18 protein-coding genes and 2 pseudogenes are annotated in these 13,554 nt (G+C 60.1%); 11 read left to right on the top strand and 9 right to left on the bottom strand.

Annotation, left to right across the window (positions count from 1 at the left end):
* The 3 genes and pseudogenes from MAXJ12_RS31820 to MAXJ12_RS31810 all read left to right on the top strand — a co-directional run.
* A pseudogene (locus MAXJ12_RS31820) lies at window positions 1–267 on the top strand (ATPase domain-containing protein); the annotation flags it as partial.
* A 4-nt stretch (window positions 268–271) separates the two neighbouring features.
* Entirely contained in the window at window positions 272–1,315 is a 1,044-nt protein-coding gene (locus tag MAXJ12_RS31815; RefSeq protein ID WP_008840324.1) for a sensor histidine kinase, read from the top strand.
* Window positions 1,316–1,411: 96 nt separating this feature from the next.
* Window positions 1,412–2,494, top strand: coding sequence for a sensor histidine kinase (locus MAXJ12_RS31810; RefSeq protein WP_008840323.1), 1,083 nt, complete (start codon window positions 1,412–1,414; stop codon window positions 2,492–2,494).
* A 113-nt stretch (window positions 2,495–2,607) separates the two neighbouring features.
* Here MAXJ12_RS31810 and MAXJ12_RS39410 read toward each other — a convergent pair whose 3' ends face one another.
* The gene (locus tag MAXJ12_RS39410; RefSeq protein WP_008840322.1) at window positions 2,608–3,111 is read right to left on the bottom strand and encodes a hypothetical protein; all 504 of its coding nucleotides are present in this window, start codon (window positions 3,109–3,111) and stop codon (window positions 2,608–2,610) included.
* Between the two features lie 50 nt (window positions 3,112–3,161).
* The gene (locus tag MAXJ12_RS31800; protein ID WP_008840321.1) at window positions 3,162–3,641 is read right to left on the bottom strand and encodes a TspO/MBR family protein; all 480 of its coding nucleotides are present in this window, start codon (window positions 3,639–3,641) and stop codon (window positions 3,162–3,164) included.
* Between the two features lie 279 nt (window positions 3,642–3,920).
* Here MAXJ12_RS31800 and MAXJ12_RS31795 point away from each other — a divergent pair, with 279 nt between their 5' ends.
* The 3 genes from MAXJ12_RS31795 (at window position 3,921) to MAXJ12_RS31785 (ending at window position 5,893) form a co-directional block, all read left to right on the top strand.
* Complete coding sequence (locus tag MAXJ12_RS31795) at window positions 3,921–4,460, top strand: sigma-70 family RNA polymerase sigma factor (protein WP_040589197.1); 540 nt, start codon at window positions 3,921–3,923, stop codon at window positions 4,458–4,460.
* Window positions 4,457–5,173 carry an anti-sigma factor gene (locus MAXJ12_RS31790; protein ID WP_008840319.1) on the top strand — a complete coding sequence of 239 codons (717 nt, stop codon included), beginning with the start codon at window positions 4,457–4,459 and terminating at the stop codon, window positions 5,171–5,173. Before MAXJ12_RS31795 ends, MAXJ12_RS31790 begins: the two co-directional genes overlap by 4 nt.
* Window positions 5,174–5,347: 174 nt before the next feature.
* Entirely contained in the window at window positions 5,348–5,893 is a 546-nt protein-coding gene (locus tag MAXJ12_RS31785) for a fasciclin domain-containing protein (RefSeq protein ID WP_008840318.1), read from the top strand.
* A 230-nt stretch (window positions 5,894–6,123) separates the two neighbouring features.
* Here the strand turns inward: MAXJ12_RS31785 and MAXJ12_RS31780 are convergent, their stop codons facing one another.
* Both MAXJ12_RS31780 and MAXJ12_RS31775 read right to left on the bottom strand, forming a co-directional pair.
* Window positions 6,124–6,525 carry a response regulator gene (locus MAXJ12_RS31780; RefSeq protein WP_008840317.1) on the bottom strand — a complete coding sequence of 134 codons (402 nt, stop codon included), beginning with the start codon at window positions 6,523–6,525 and terminating at the stop codon, window positions 6,124–6,126.
* 12 nt (window positions 6,526–6,537) lie between these two features.
* The gene (locus MAXJ12_RS31775; RefSeq protein ID WP_008840316.1) at window positions 6,538–6,951 is read right to left on the bottom strand and encodes a response regulator; all 414 of its coding nucleotides are present in this window, start codon (window positions 6,949–6,951) and stop codon (window positions 6,538–6,540) included.
* A 643-nt stretch (window positions 6,952–7,594) separates the two neighbouring features.
* On the opposite strand from MAXJ12_RS31775, the gene MAXJ12_RS31770 reads away from it, so the two are divergent.
* On the top strand, window positions 7,595–7,981 hold the full coding sequence (locus MAXJ12_RS31770) for a response regulator (RefSeq protein ID WP_008840315.1): 387 nt from the start codon (window positions 7,595–7,597) through the stop codon (window positions 7,979–7,981).
* 129 nt (window positions 7,982–8,110) lie between these two features.
* On the opposite strand, the gene MAXJ12_RS31765 is transcribed toward MAXJ12_RS31770, so the two are convergent.
* The 5 genes from MAXJ12_RS31765 to MAXJ12_RS39935 all read right to left on the bottom strand — a co-directional run bounded on the left by MAXJ12_RS31765 (window position 8,111) and on the right by MAXJ12_RS39935 (window position 11,477).
* Entirely contained in the window at window positions 8,111–8,383 is a 273-nt protein-coding gene (locus MAXJ12_RS31765; protein WP_008840314.1) for a DUF6894 family protein, read from the bottom strand.
* 12 nt (window positions 8,384–8,395) lie between these two features.
* Complete coding sequence (locus MAXJ12_RS31760) at window positions 8,396–9,151, bottom strand: Crp/Fnr family transcriptional regulator (RefSeq protein WP_008840313.1); 756 nt, start codon at window positions 9,149–9,151, stop codon at window positions 8,396–8,398.
* An 837-nt stretch (window positions 9,152–9,988) separates the two neighbouring features.
* A complete protein-coding gene (locus tag MAXJ12_RS39405) occupies window positions 9,989–10,336 on the bottom strand; it encodes a TniQ family protein (protein ID WP_050898978.1) in 348 nt (115 codons plus the stop codon).
* 57 nt (window positions 10,337–10,393) lie between these two features.
* Entirely contained in the window at window positions 10,394–11,038 is a 645-nt protein-coding gene (locus MAXJ12_RS31750; RefSeq protein WP_008840310.1) for a TniB family NTP-binding protein, read from the bottom strand.
* Entirely contained in the window at window positions 10,971–11,477 is a 507-nt protein-coding gene (locus tag MAXJ12_RS39935) for a TniB family NTP-binding protein (RefSeq protein WP_341872558.1), read from the bottom strand. The genes MAXJ12_RS31750 and MAXJ12_RS39935 overlap by 68 nt, the downstream gene beginning before the upstream one ends.
* Here MAXJ12_RS39935 and MAXJ12_RS31745 point away from each other — a divergent pair.
* The 4 genes and pseudogenes from MAXJ12_RS31745 to MAXJ12_RS31730 form a co-directional block, all read left to right on the top strand.
* A pseudogene (locus MAXJ12_RS31745) lies at window positions 11,424–11,838 on the top strand (helix-turn-helix domain-containing protein); the annotation flags it as partial. The gene MAXJ12_RS39935 and the pseudogene MAXJ12_RS31745 overlap by 54 nt on opposite strands.
* Before the next feature lie 110 nt (window positions 11,839–11,948).
* Window positions 11,949–12,554: a MerR family transcriptional regulator gene (locus MAXJ12_RS31740; RefSeq protein WP_008840308.1), complete on the top strand. Its 606-nt coding sequence runs from the start codon at window positions 11,949–11,951 to the stop codon at window positions 12,552–12,554.
* On the top strand, window positions 12,551–13,195 hold the full coding sequence (locus MAXJ12_RS31735; protein WP_008840307.1) for an RES family NAD+ phosphorylase: 645 nt from the start codon (window positions 12,551–12,553) through the stop codon (window positions 13,193–13,195). The genes MAXJ12_RS31740 and MAXJ12_RS31735 overlap by 4 nt, the downstream gene beginning before the upstream one ends.
* Window positions 13,196–13,319: 124 nt before the next feature.
* The gene (locus tag MAXJ12_RS31730; RefSeq protein WP_008840306.1) at window positions 13,320–13,526 is read left to right on the top strand and encodes a hypothetical protein; all 207 of its coding nucleotides are present in this window, start codon (window positions 13,320–13,322) and stop codon (window positions 13,524–13,526) included.
* Window positions 13,527–13,554 lie beyond the last annotated feature (28 nt).

Raw genomic sequence — 13,554 nt, 5'->3', positions numbered from 1 at the left:
GGCCTTGTTGGCCAGAGGGCGGCGCCCGTCGATCTGACCTACCTGTGCGATGCGGTGCTGTTGCTGCGCTTCTTCGAAAACGCTGGCCGTGTGAGGCGGGCGATTTCGGTGATCAAGAAGCGTGTGGGTGCGCACGAGGACACCATTCGGGAGTTCAGGATCAGCGCCGAAGGGGTTGCGGTGGGCCAGCCGCTCGACGAGTTCCGCGGCATTCTGACCGGCGCACCGGTTTTCGAAGGCAAACACTCCGACCTGCTCAGCGGATAGAGAAATGAATCTGGAAGAGCCGGCAGTGCTTGTGCTCGCGCCAGTTGGACGGGACGCCCCCATCGTGGCATCGATCCTCGCCAAGGCGCTTGTCAAAACCCGCATTTGCGCAAACCTCGAAGAGGTTCTGCCCCTTCTCGATCGCGCCCAGTGCCTGGTCGTTGCCGAAGAGGGCCTGACGAACTCAGACCGGGGCGCGTTTGCCAGCTGGATCGCAAATCAGCCGGCATGGTCTGATTTCCCAATAGTTCTCCTGGTCATGAGGGGGGCAGAGTACGACAAGCGACTGGCGTTCCTCGACCGATACCTGATCGTTCTGGAGAGGCCGTTCCTGGCGTCGAGCCTGGTGAATTCGGTCCGTGCAGCCCTACGTGCCCGGTCGCGTCAGCTTGAAGTCAAGACTTACATCGAGCAAATGCAGGAACTCGCGGATCGCCAGAAGCTGCTCATCAGGGAACTTCACCACCGCGTCAAGAATACACTGTCCAATGTTCGGGCCATGATGGGTGCCACTGCCCGGTCAAGTCAAAGCGTAGACGATTTCATGCGTAATTTTTCGGCCAGGATCGTGTCGCTGGCAGATACGCATTCGATGCTGACGGACGACTACTGGCAAACGGCGTCGCTGCAAAAACTGCTGCACAGGGAGTTGCTGCATTACGAGACGCTCGACCGGCCGCGTATTGTCATTGACGGGCCGGACGTTTCGCTGGTCGCCGACATTGCAATCCCGGTCGGAATGGCGTTCCATGAACTGGCGTCGAATTCGGCCAAGTTCGGGGCGCTCTCGCTTCCGCATGGTCGGCTCGAAGTGCATTGGCAGTTGACAGGCACCGGTTCGGCGCGGGTCGTCAATCTTGACTGGCAGGAGTGCAACGGACCAAGGGTGGAGCCGCCCTGGCACACTGGGTTTGGAACGACGTTGCTGGAGAAGGTCGTGGCAGTGCAATGCGACGCCAAGATCCAACTCTGCTACGATCCAGGCGGCTTGCGCTTTACCATGGAGTTTCCACTGCGGGATACGCGGCTTGTGCCGTCCTACTCCTGAATTCAGCTGCCAGGACTTGTAGCCTTGATCAGATGGCGGGCGTATAACTTCACTGCAACTGCTGTCGCTACACGGCGAAAAGGACAGGCTTAACGGATGACATCCGACGAAGATCGGCACGAGCCCGTTGAACAATTGCTCGACACCCCTGAACTTGCGACTGCGCTCGAAAGCGAACAGTTCAAGAAGTTCCTCGACCAAGTTCCTATCGCCATTGCGGTATCGGATCTGAGAGATGACGAGACGGTGGTCTACGCCAATCCAGAGTTCGAGAAGCTTTCCGGGCTTACCGCCGCTCGCCTTGAGCAGGAGAATTGGCAGGGGCTTTCGGGGAGTGCGGTGAAGGCGGCATCCGATCGGCGGATCGATGAAGCGATTGTCACGCAAACCGATTGCGTAGGAACTTTTCGCCTCGAGCGCGAAGCCCCAGATTCAGCGATCGTAGATGTTTACTCGAATGTCATCGAGGACGACAATGGCAAACTCTGCTTCCGTCTTGTCGCCCTGGTTGATGTATCTGCCCATGGCGATGCGGATAAACTATCCATTGAGGAGCGTATCCGGGAAAAGGATACGCTCCTGCGCGAGCTTCAGCACAGGGTCAAGAACAACCTGCAAATGATCACTGCGCTCATCCGAATGGAAACCCGGAACGCGGTCGAACCAGACAAGAAGCGCTTTGAACGTCTGGCGGGGCGCGTTGACGCACTCGCGATCCTTTATCAGGCGCTGTCTGCTGAGGATGACAAGGACGAGATCGATTTGGGGGTGTATCTGAGCCAGATAGCCTCCGCCGTCATGACCTCTCACGCAGTGGAGGGCATCCGCCTCGACATGAAGGTCGACACCTATCCGGTTTCGATAAATGTCGCCATGCCCACTGGGCTGGTTGTGAACGAGCTTCTCACAAACTCGCTGAAGCATGCCTTCAAAGGTCGGGAGGGCGGGACAATCACGCTGCGCAGCATGGTCGACGGCAATGGTTGCCGGGTCGTGATCGCAGACGACGGCATTGGCCTGCCTGAAGGTGTGACATGGCCTGCGCCCGGCAAACTCGGAGCCCTCATAGCGCGGTCGCTGACCGAAAATGCCAAGGCGCAGTTCGATGTCACCTCAGCCGTCGGTGAAGGAACCAAGGTGACCATCATGTTCAAGCGGTCGGCTGCGGTCGCCTGCTGAATAGATCGAGCCCGCTCGACCGGGAATGCAACTACAGGCATAAACCGCTCGCGGCAGGACAGGATTATGGATTTATCGTCGGGCCGCCCGCCGTGGGCTTGTAGGCAATCATCTCATAACGTTCGACTGTCGTAGGCCCAGTGAAGCAATGCCTGACGCTGGCGTCTGCGGCACCACACGTCCAAAGGCTCGCAGTTGGAAATAATCTGTGCGACGTGCCGCCGCATCGCCCACCACCGCCCAATTTGCCGCGCGTCCTCTCCCAGTAGGCGTCGCCCCAAGTAGTATCGGCAGTACCACTGGAACCATCCCCGAGGATCATCAGGGTTGATCCATCCCTTCGCCCTCCAAACGGAGAGTGGCTGACTTGCATCCACTCCGAAACAGTTGAGAGTGGGGTTTCGCTTGCCAGGCGATAATTTCGCCCCTGCGAACCAATCCTCCGGGAATTCCGATGTTGTGTCGGTCATGTATTTGCCGCCAAAGACACCCAGACGAAGCATTTGGCCGGGCGTCAGGTCGGGCTTGAACCCGGGATCGAAATCGGCCCCAACGGAGGCCGAAAGGGCATAGCGGTAGCCCCTTTGCATTTTATCATTTACCTCGATTATTCTCATCGCTGAAATGCCGTCTCTTTCCTGCCTTCCGTGGTTTTGGTCACGACCAGTCAGTTTAACCGATCGATCTCCCAGTTCAGAGCGGCCGCGAAGCTGACCCACACCAGGTACGGAGCGAGCAACATGGACGCCGTGCGGTCGATCTGCCAGAAGGCAACGATGGTAAGAATAATAGCGAGCCAGAGAGCCGCTATGACGACCAGCCCGCCGCGAGGACTGTGGAAAGAAAAGAACACCCAGGACCAGGCAGCGTTCAAGGCGATCTGGATCAGGAAAATCGCTACCGCGAAGCTCATCCAATCCGAGCCTGAGTTGAGCACGCGGTAGAACGCGTACGCCATCATCAGGTACAATGTCGTCCAGACCGGCGCGAAAACCCAGTTGGGCGGGTTGAACGAAGGCTTTGCCAGATGAACGTACCAGGTGGGTATATTGGGGACGGTTGCAAGATTACCGGCAATGGCGGCGGCTGCTACCGGCGCGATAGCAGTGAGTACGAGAAGCAAAGTGGTTGTTGCGTCATGGGTCATAAGGTCCCTCTCCCTTCACGTGACGCAGTAACGGCGCGAGGTCCGGCAAAGTTTCACCGCTCAATGGGGAAAACGAGCTCTTGGGGCGTTAGCCGGCTTCTCTGACCGCTGGCCAACGTGGTCTCTCGGCAGGGGCGCGTTGTCGACCCCCTTTCGCGGACTGGCTGAACGCACTGATAAGCGGGCGACAAAAGAAGAAGCCGCTCAGCGAACTACAATCCAAAGCCCGACGAAACTCAGCCGGTTGCAAATCATCCTCAAATCCATAATTTGGCGGCGATGACGCCGCAGGACATTACGAAGTTGATCGTCCGTACCTCTATGGGGGATCGCGCGGCGTTCGATCTGCTTTACCGGCAGACCAGCGCGAAACTTTTCGGGGTCTGCCTCCGTGTCTTGAACGATCGTGCCGAGGCCGAGGAGGCGCTGCAGGAGGTGTTCGTCAAGATTTGGACGAAGGCCGACCGCTTCGCGGTTTCGGAACTCAGCCCGATTTCGTGGCTGGTGGCGATCGCGCGCAATCATTCCATCGACCGAATCCGCTCGCGCCGGCCGCCGGCCGTCGACGTTGACGCCGCCTTGGACATTGCGGACCCGACGGCCGGGCCCGAGGCGATGGCGGTGGCGAGTGGGGAAAGCGAGCGCGTTCACCGCTGTCTCGAAGAACTGGAGCCGGACCGGGCGGCCGCTGTGCGCGGCGCCTATATGTCCGGCGAAAGCTATGTCGAACTGGCTGCGCGCCATGGCGTGCCGCTCAACACGATGCGAACATGGCTGCGTCGCAGCCTAATGAAACTGAGGGAATGCCTCGAGCGATGAGCATCGCCGACGATAGCGGACCGGAACCCGGAAGCGACGAGATGATCGCCGCCGAATACGTTCTCGGCGTCCTGCCGGCGGCCGAGCGCCAGGCGGCAACCCGGCGCATCGAGGCCGAACCTGATTTCGCGCGCCTTGTCGACCAGTGGGAAGCCCGGCTTTCGCCGATGGCCGCGGCCTATCCGGCGGCCGAGCCGCCGGCCTCGGTGAAGGCAGCGATCGACGGACGGCTGTTTGCCGGGAACCGGGTCCAAGCCCGCGGCGTCTCCTGGTGGTCGAGCCTCGCGCTGTGGCGGGGCCTGGCCATCGCCTCGCTCGCCGCGCTAGCGCTATACATCGCCGTTCCCTACCTGTCGCCGCAGGCGGAAGTCTCGGCAGAACGCTACGTCGCATCGCTGGCTCCCACTGGATCTGACGTGCACTATTTCGTGGTTTATGACGCGCGGAGTCAGGATGTCGGACTTTCGCATGTAACGGGCGCGCGCCCAGAAGGGCGTGATTTTGAACTGTGGGTGATTGAGCGCAGCAATCCGCCGCAGTCGCTCGGCGTTATTCCCGTTGGGCAGAGCGTCCATCTGGATGTCGCAGACGCCGTTCGAAACAAGATCGAGGCCGGCGCTCAGCTGGCCATTAGCCTGGAGCCAGCCGGTGGCTCGCCAACCGGGCAGCCGACCGGACCTGTGGTGGCGGCCGGCGATCTGAACAGCATCTGACAACCTAAGGGTTGGCTGATTGGCTGATAGGTCGGAAGCGTCTGCGAATATGGATGGCTCCCGACGCCTATCCGTAGCGATCAGAAATTTCTTCCCCGTCTGAAACTTCCGCATACAGCGTCCGTATCTCCCTAGGTCCCCCGATTGCGGGATCCAAACCAAGGAGTTCTTCACATGCGCAAATACTTTATCGGTGTCGCCATCCTTTCAGTGCTCGCCACCGCCGCCTATGCCGAAAACCCGATTGTCGGCGGGGCGCCCATGCTGGCCGACAAGAACATCGTCGAGAACGCCGTCAACTCCAAGGACCACACCACGCTGGTCGCAGCCGTGAAGGCGGCCGGCCTTGTCGAGACGCTGCAAGGCTCCGGCCCGTTCACCGTTTTCGCGCCGACCAACGCCGCCTTCGAAGCTCTGCCGGCCGGCACGGTCGAAACGCTGCTGAAGGCTGAGAACAAGGATCAGCTGACGAAAATCCTATCCTGCCATGTCGTCGGCGCGAAAGCTTTCGGCAAGGACATCATGAAGATGGTGGACGACGACAAGGGCGCGCATCCGGTCAAGTCCGTGGGCGGTTGCACCTGGACCGCCAAGTACGAAGGCGACAAATTGATGGTCGAGGACGAGAACGGCAACGTTGCCAACGTCACCATCGCCGACGTCGACCAGTCCAACGGCGTCATCCATGTGATCGACAAGGTTCTCCTACCGAAGATGTAGCTCCGAGCCGTCGCGGGATATCGATCACCGGGCGCCAAGCGTCGGGTGATCGATATTGGATTCACTCCCCGTCTCACCGAATTCGTGATCGCCTTATGCTGCGCTCCTGCGTTCGATGGACAGGCAGCGATCTTTGTCAACCGGGACGTGTCGAATGCCTCCCTGGAAGCGCAAGCCGGCTCCGTTTCGGTTGCACCGGACACAAGACGGCGTGGATGGCCCCGGCCGTGCTAGTCTGGAACCTGTTTGCCCTTCAGCCGCTTGATGTGATCGATTACTGCCTTCGGCTCGTATGGCTTTGCCAGCGCCGGGCCTTGCTCACACAGATCGCCAGCCAACTGAGCGGCTCTCTCGACGGCCGATGAAAGAACGATGGGAATCCCGGGCCTGTTTTGCCGCATCCACTGAGCCAAGTCGAAGCCGCTCAGCTCACCCGGCAGCTCCACGTCTGACAGGACCGCGTTCACATTGAACTTCTCGTGCTGCAACGCCTGCAGGGCCTCTTCCCCGCTGTTGGCCTCGATTACCCTGTAGCCACAGTGTCGAAGATAATCGGAAATCACGGTGCGGGCGATCACGTCGCCATCGACCACCAGAATTGTCTCGCTTGAATGGTCGTGTTCGTCGGACATGCAGCCCAACTGCTAATCGGCCCCCGTGTTCCCGACAAGGAGCGAACGGAGCTGTTCCCCCAGCTCTCTCTCGTCGAATGGCTTTGCAACGAAGATGTCAAAGAGGCGCTCACTGCGGTCCTGCGGCCGGGCGTGGCCGGACATGATGACCACCTTCACCCATGGCCTCTCTCGGATGACGAACGCCGCCAGATCAAACCCGTTCGCTCTGCCAGGCATGTTCACGTCAGCTACTACCAAGTCGACCTCGATAGCCGTCTGGAGAACCTCTATCGCGTCGTCCGCAGTAGCAACTTCGATGATGTCCCAACCGAACCCGCGAAGTTCGTCCGCCAAGGCCCACCTGATCAGTATCTCGTCCTCTGCGATAAGCACGACCAACGGGCGCTTTAAGTTGCCCGCCTGAACTTCGATTGCTGCTGCCATCCCCCTGCACCATCTGTGTCTCACAGTCTTGTATAACCTCTCGGTAACGCATTGGTTCCGAACCAAATTTTCAGGATTGAATCGCCGCCGGCACTGGCCCGTTCCTGCTCGCCACGTTGATCCAGCTGCGCGAGGACTAGGATGCCGCAGATCAATTGATCGGCTCAATCTGGCTGAGAGAGGTATTGTTTCTCTACAATGCAAGGGAGTGGGTTTGAGTAGTGAGCGTCAGCTGCGAATTTTTCGCGGAACCTGCCGCATTGCCAGAATGTTGAAGCGGAAAGGTGCAGATATGACAGGCCGATCAAGCCTCAGACATACTTTGCGGCAGGCGCGAGACGTTTTGCATGAGCTAAGACGAAAGGTGGCAGCTGCTGGACATGCCGAAAGCATGCAGGAGATCGATTCTCTGGTCGCCGTTGCCGAAATAGAAGCGGATCGAAAGCTGAAGGAAAGTGAAAGGGCACAGCCGAAGCCTCCTCGATCGTGACACTTTTTACCAAGACATCCGCGGTGAATCGCACTTCTCTCTGGCCAAATGTCGGTTCGGTACAGAGGCCATTGTTGCGTAAGCTCGATGCCGATATTATTTTCCCTCATGGCATTGCCATCGTCGGTCCGCTGCTTCAGAGGCGGGAGGATTATGTCCAAGTTGGGCACAAAAACTGTTTTGCTGCTTGAAGACACCGCGCTTGCCGCCTGGGAGATCGAGGACGAGCTGCGCGAGGCCGGCTATGACGTGGCAGGAAGCTTTTCCAGCTGCGCCAAAGCCGAGCAATGGCTGCAAAATAACAGTCCGGATGCAGCTATCCTTGACCTGAGGCTCGGAGACGGCACTTGCGTTGCTGTTGCGAGGATCCTGAACGCAAGGGGCATTCCCTTCCTGTTGCAATCAGCCGTGGACCCGAAGCTAGGCGAATTGGACGATCCCTCTCTGCGCGGCGCTCCACTGGTCGGAAAGCCGATTGATACTGCGACGATGCTGAACATCCTGAAGGGCTTGGTGCGACCGATGAAGGCCGCCGAATAGAATGAAGCTGCTTCAGCTGCTTTCCAGACGAATGGCCGAGAAGCTGAACGAAGACGAATGGGGGCTGACCGCCGCCTCGGATAATGGTGCCCAATTTCCGCTCGTAGCGCCGAGCGCTCGGCGTCCTTGTCAGTGGTTGGGCGGTTCTGGGTCGTCTGAGGCAAGGACCTCGATGACCAAGACCAGCACGGCTTTCAAGAGCGGCTGCCTGTGTTCGTCGCGTACCTCAACGGAAAGGCGGCGGCGAATGATGGTGGGTGTTACTTCCCGTGCATAGTCTGTCAGCGCGGAAAAAGCCTCGGTTCTGACGGCATCCATGCCACCGGCCAACCATGTTCCTTCAGTGTCGGAAAAGAGCCGGTCATTGCTGCGTACGTCAAAATAATAGCGGGCTAGTGCCATGCGGGTGATCTCCTACGGGCTCACTGCTGTCGAGGTCGCCACAACCTTGAACCGGACTGGACTGCTGCCGAGCAGCTTTTCGTACTCGGCTTCCGGTGCGCCATAGCTGCCATCAGCGAGCGCGATCAGCCCCTCCCGGTCACGGATGACGATCTTGCCGCGCATGGCGCGGATCAACCCATTGCCCTCCAGGATCTGGACAGCGACGGTTACGCCCGGCCGCCTCACCCCAAGCATGATCGACAGAAATTCGTGCGTGATGTTCAGTTCGGTGCCGGCGCGATCCTCACACATCAGGAGCCAGCGGGCGAGACGGCCTTCGAGCCTGAGGCGGGCGTTCGCGAGAGCGGTGTAGCTGGTCTGCATCATCAAACACTGGACGAACTGTAGAAGAAACCGCTGCAGGGTCGGACTTTGCTCGAATGCATCGCGAAACGGAGCTATCGGAATGCGCATCGCCGCTCCGGCGGCCTGGACGAAGCACTCATGCGGCGCAAGATCGCCGCCGAGGACGGCAACCGTTCCTGTCATGCCTTCATGGCCCAGAAGGCCCACTTCGGTATCCCGGCCGTGCGCCATCCTGGCGACGATCGAGCCGATGCCTTCCTCGATGAAGTACACGAACTTGATCGGCATGCCCCGCTGTTCGAGGCGGTCTCGCAGTCCAAGCTCGACTCGCTCCAGATGGGGCGAGAGCAAGGACATGTCCTGCGGGTCGAGCAGGCCGAGAAGTCTGTTTTTATATCGGGAATTTGCGGAGTGCGGCACAAGCTCTCCCCTTCGTCTAGGGCAAGAGCTCGCGTATCTCTCGGCCGGCTGCGCCCGTAACATCGTGCAGCCGATAAGTATCAATATAGGGCGCACCGACAATCCGTGGGTGGTCCGTACGAAACCGACACCGAAGCGGCCGAAGCCGAAACACTCCGCATTGTCAGCCATTCGGGATGGGCGCACCGGTTAGGCGTTAGCGTGCCGAAAGTGAAGGCAAGTCCGAGGCCGCGATAAGTCGCGCGTGAGGCCACTCTCACGTCCAGTTTCCGGAACGCCTGGTGCTTCGTAAGCCGAAATTCAAGCTGACACGATTTCAGACCAGCGCACGAAATGATATGTACCGGTCATGATACGTGTGTAGGCCGTTAGGAGCGCGAGAAGATCTGCGCCGGGCGCGAGGAACGCTTCGGCCGTAGCGAGTCTTGGTGGTTCTCCAGCAGGTCTGTGAGGGCGGCAATCAACCGATCATGGCCGCCTGCCGTCAGGACAAGCCGACGCCGAAGTTCGATCGTCGCATCCTTGTCGGCGGCCAACCAATCGTCAGGTTTCGCAGCAAAGCTCGAAGCAGCGGATGCGCGCCGAGGTCGACAGATTTGTGAGGGTCTTTTCCGACGTTAGATCGGCAGCGACTGGCGCTCGCAGGAGACGCGATACCAAACCGCCGATCGTCGGTGACCCCTTGGCCACCTCCACGCGACAGATATCGTCGATCGGGCGCTCCAGTCGCCGTGCCGCTGCCTTCACAAAGGCCTTCGGGCCCCGCACAGATCGACGCCGCATCGAGCGCAGAAATGCTGCGGGATCAGCTCCGTCTGATCGAAGGCGGCAATCCCGCTACGGCAGGCGGGACATCGGTCCCAAAATCCGCAACCGTGTACGAAGCAGGAAACACGCGATGCCAGTCGCCACTGCCGACAAAAAATACGGAGCCCCGTCATCAGCAAGACATAAAGGGCAATACTGAATCCAGCTCGAACGGTTACGCTTGAGGTGTTCGCGCAGCGGCAGCAAGAGCGCTGGCGGAACCCGACCGGACATCGCCACCGCCGAGATTGTTTCCTGCGAGATGTCTGTCTGGCGGCCGAGCAGAGTGGCGACGTCGCACGGAAGCCGAAGGTCAAGGCGGGCCGACCACATTCCCTCGCCAAGCCCGAGGAGGCCTGCGAACGATCTCGGTGCCATACCATTCGCGAAAGCAAGGCGATGGAGCCAGTGGACACCAGCTCATCCAGCTGCGGTTCAATGCACACGGGCCACCGATCCCGAACGACGTCCCGGTATCGCTCGCGGACTTCGATGGCAAAGCCCGAGCCGGTCACTTCGCCACGCACCGGCGCCCGGCGGCGCATCGACACCGAATGTAGCGCAGCTCGTCAAGGCTGCCATCGTGATCCGCTCTGTACCGCACCTGGCCGCGGCGGCTGCCGCCGTCGTGACGATCGCGATGATCTCGCCGATCAATCCCTCGGAAAGCTGGAAGATCTTTCGCGCAAGCTTCTCATCGAAAAGATCGGAACAGCGGGCGAGCGGCAAGGCGCCTTCGAGGCTGTCGAGGAGCGTGAGAAACTCGTCGCCATAGTGCCACCGCGGCACCGCGAGCAGGTCGAACCGGCTTACCATTTCGCTGGTCGCGTTGACGAGGTCGAAGACGGCGACCTCGCCGATCAGAACCTGAGAGACGTCAAATTGACGGCCGATCCGCCTGAGAAACGCAAGAACCGCCTCGACGTCCCGGGACCGGCCGCGCAACGCATTGTGGAATTCGTCGAAGATCAGGATCTTGGGCTTCAGGATGCCGAACAGATGATCGATCTGTTCAGCCTTCCGGCCGACATCTCGGCCATTGCCGACCGGCGCTCGCAATGCGTGCAGAATGCTTACCATAGAAATGAACGAGACCGGTGCCCTCCCGCGTCTGCACCATCCACACCCTTTGCCTCCCGGCCGTTCTCAAATGCTCGACCGCAAACCGTTCCGCGATCATTGTTTTGCCGTTGGCATAGGGTCCGACCAGCATCAAACCAATGGTCCGTAACGCCGGAGGCCGGGACAGCAATTCGGAAAGACGCTCATGTGCCTGCTTCGCAACGTGATGTCCGATCCGTCGCGGTGCCCGGATGTGGGCGATCCGGTCTTCCCACTGCGATGGGGCAGCCGAATTTGACAGAGGCCGGGGTGGTGAAGGCGGCGGGGACGTCTCTCCGGAAGAGAAGAGGCATTGTCCGCGGAATTCGCCGCGATCGATGCGGTTCTGGAGCGCTCCCGGCGCGGCCCCTTGCTGGTCAGCGGCTGGTTTCGATCTCGGCGTAAGATCGCTTCTCATCAATTTTGCCTCAATGTCGGGCTGAAGATGATCCCGCGCGAACGCCGACGATCGCGGAGCAAGATGATGCGTTTACTTGCCGCGCTCGACGCCATGTCGGCCGCAGGCCAGGCCGGTATGAAGGAAATTGTCCGGCTGACCCAAGCGCGGGAGCAAATGCAGCGCCGGCTGCGGTCCAGGCGATCGTCGAGCAGTCTGCCTGGTGTGACTGATCTGGTTCTATCGCGGCCGATCGTGTCTGCGGCAATGATCGCCAAGGAGGTAAAGGTGACGCCACGCGGCGCGCTTAACCTCATTGCTGAGCTTTGGCGTTCGGGAGATGACGGGCAGGGGACGGTATCGCGCATGGGGAATTCTTTGAAAACGTGCGCCAACGGATTCCGCTGAGCCATGGCATCTGCATAGTGGTTAGTTGGTTGACGTTGGCGCGATGATATCTATATTCTCCCTAAGACAACCAGCGAGGTTATTATGGCCCGTACCGCGCCAAACCCGAGCAGCAGCCGTTCTGATTCCCTGCAGGCGGCCTTTCTTCGGCGCGCCACATCAGCGCTTGAGCGCATGGCAGCCACTGCCTCGCCGAAGGCTCTGTCCGACGCTTTGGCTGCACCAACCGATGCGGGTTCGCTAGCATGGCTCCTCAGTCGGTCCGAGATTGTCGGTCCAGCCGTCATCGAACTCGACCCGCTCGTTCCCGCCTTGGCAAGGAACGTCGAACACCGAAAGCGTCTGATTGAGCGCGGTGGCGGCACTTTGTCGGCTGAAAATGCAGGTCGCCTTCTCGGCATCTCGCGTCAGGCTGTCGACAAGCGCCGGCGAGCCGGAGCGTTGCTTGCGGTTCGCGAGGGAAGCGACTGGCGCTATCCCGCCTGTCAATTCGGTGAGACGGACGTCCACGCCGGTATCGCGGATGTCATTCGGGCCTACGCTTCGGCCGGGCCGTGGGTGGCGCTCGATTTCCTGCTCGCGCCCGACTCGGCGCTTGGAGGGCGCTCGGCCCTTGAAGCGCTGAAGTCAGGCGATCGGGGCGCGGTCCTGCGCCTCCTGCGTAGTGAGGCGCAGGACGGGTTTGCATGACCTCGGGGAAGCGGGCCGCGCCCCGCGGTCCATCCGGTCTGGCGCCTCCTCCTCCCGAATGGCTCGCTGACATATCGCTGCCTATCGACGAGATTCAGGCCGGACAGGTGTTGCACCGTGTCCACCGTTCGTCACTCGCCCCTATCTTCTTCGGCCTGGGCTCGAACGTGCCGCCGACGAACCGCTTTGATAGTGCAAGCGGTCGGTTCGGAGCTCTATACGCCGGACTGACCCTTCGCGGCGCCCTAGCCGAAACCCTTGTGCGCAATCCGCAACGTCTCATGGTGGCCATGACCGATATCGTTGGGCGCTCCGTATCCGGGCTCGTCTCTGACCGACGCTTACGGATTGTGCGCCTGTATGGATCGGGACTGCAGACTGTCGGCACGGACAACTCGATTTCGACCGGACCCTATGAGCCCTGCGGCCTCTGGTCGGACGCCCTCTGGGATCACCCAGACCGTCCGGATGGCTTGGCCTACCAGTCGCGCCATGACTCGAGCGAGATTTGTCTCGCGATCTTTGAAAAGGCCGACATCCGACTTAAAGCTAAGGGAACCCACCCTCTGTCGCGCATGCTTGGCGACGTGGCGGCAGTGCTCGACAGCTATGGGAAGTCCGTTTCCCCGCCCCTCGAATAACCCGTTCGGCAGCCAACCATCCAGTCTCTTCGCTGGATGGGAAACAACGGGATCGACCCGTTGCCGTCCTTTGGCGAAAGGGCTCAATGGAGAAGGCAAGGGTAGCGGGAGCGGGGTTGCAAAAATGGTCGGTCTGGTCGACACCTTGTACTTGGCCACGCCTTTCGCATTCGGCGCGGTTTTTGGGGTGGGTCTCTTGATTTCCCTGCTTCAGGAACCAGAGCGGGTCATCGACAAACTTCGATCGTGGTGGCCGCTGCTCCGCATTCTCGCCCTGATAGGCAAAAAGCCTGCTCGGAAGGGCACGGGCTCTTCGATCTTCAAGTTTTGATGTGATTTCACGTTGCGGCTGACCGACA

The organism is Mesorhizobium alhagi CCNWXJ12-2 (assembly GCF_000236565.1).
Taxonomy (GTDB): domain Bacteria; phylum Pseudomonadota; class Alphaproteobacteria; order Rhizobiales; family Rhizobiaceae; genus Allomesorhizobium; species Allomesorhizobium alhagi.
This window is presented reverse-complemented; position numbering and strand designations above follow the sequence as displayed.

Coding starts and splice junctions, on each gene's coding strand:
- MAXJ12_RS31730 (WP_008840306.1), top strand. CDS start 13,320: ATGGTCGGTCTGGTCGACACCTTGTACTTGGCCACGCCTTTCGCATTC.
- MAXJ12_RS31815 (WP_008840324.1), top strand. CDS start 272: ATGAATCTGGAAGAGCCGGCAGTGCTTGTGCTCGCGCCAGTTGGACGG.
- MAXJ12_RS31735 (WP_008840307.1), top strand. CDS start 12,551: ATGACCTCGGGGAAGCGGGCCGCGCCCCGCGGTCCATCCGGTCTGGCG.
- MAXJ12_RS31810 (WP_008840323.1), top strand. CDS start 1,412: ATGACATCCGACGAAGATCGGCACGAGCCCGTTGAACAATTGCTCGAC.
- MAXJ12_RS31765 (WP_008840314.1), bottom strand. CDS start 8,383: ATGGCACTAGCCCGCTATTATTTTGACGTACGCAGCAATGACCGGCTC.
- MAXJ12_RS31790 (WP_008840319.1), top strand. CDS start 4,457: ATGAGCATCGCCGACGATAGCGGACCGGAACCCGGAAGCGACGAGATG.
- MAXJ12_RS31775 (WP_008840316.1), bottom strand. CDS start 6,951: ATGGCAGCAGCAATCGAAGTTCAGGCGGGCAACTTAAAGCGCCCGTTG.
- MAXJ12_RS31780 (WP_008840317.1), bottom strand. CDS start 6,525: ATGTCCGACGAACACGACCATTCAAGCGAGACAATTCTGGTGGTCGAT.
- MAXJ12_RS39935 (WP_341872558.1), bottom strand. CDS start 11,477: ATGAGAAGCGATCTTACGCCGAGATCGAAACCAGCCGCTGACCAGCAA.
- MAXJ12_RS31740 (WP_008840308.1), top strand. CDS start 11,949: ATGGCCCGTACCGCGCCAAACCCGAGCAGCAGCCGTTCTGATTCCCTG.
- MAXJ12_RS31750 (WP_008840310.1), bottom strand. CDS start 11,038: ATGGTAAGCATTCTGCACGCATTGCGAGCGCCGGTCGGCAATGGCCGA.
- MAXJ12_RS39405 (WP_050898978.1), bottom strand. CDS start 10,336: ATGGCACCGAGATCGTTCGCAGGCCTCCTCGGGCTTGGCGAGGGAATG.
- MAXJ12_RS31785 (WP_008840318.1), top strand. CDS start 5,348: ATGCGCAAATACTTTATCGGTGTCGCCATCCTTTCAGTGCTCGCCACC.
- MAXJ12_RS31795 (WP_040589197.1), top strand. CDS start 3,921: ATGACGCCGCAGGACATTACGAAGTTGATCGTCCGTACCTCTATGGGG.
- MAXJ12_RS31770 (WP_008840315.1), top strand. CDS start 7,595: ATGTCCAAGTTGGGCACAAAAACTGTTTTGCTGCTTGAAGACACCGCG.
- MAXJ12_RS39410 (WP_008840322.1), bottom strand. CDS start 3,111: ATGAGAATAATCGAGGTAAATGATAAAATGCAAAGGGGCTACCGCTAT.
- MAXJ12_RS31800 (WP_008840321.1), bottom strand. CDS start 3,641: ATGACCCATGACGCAACAACCACTTTGCTTCTCGTACTCACTGCTATC.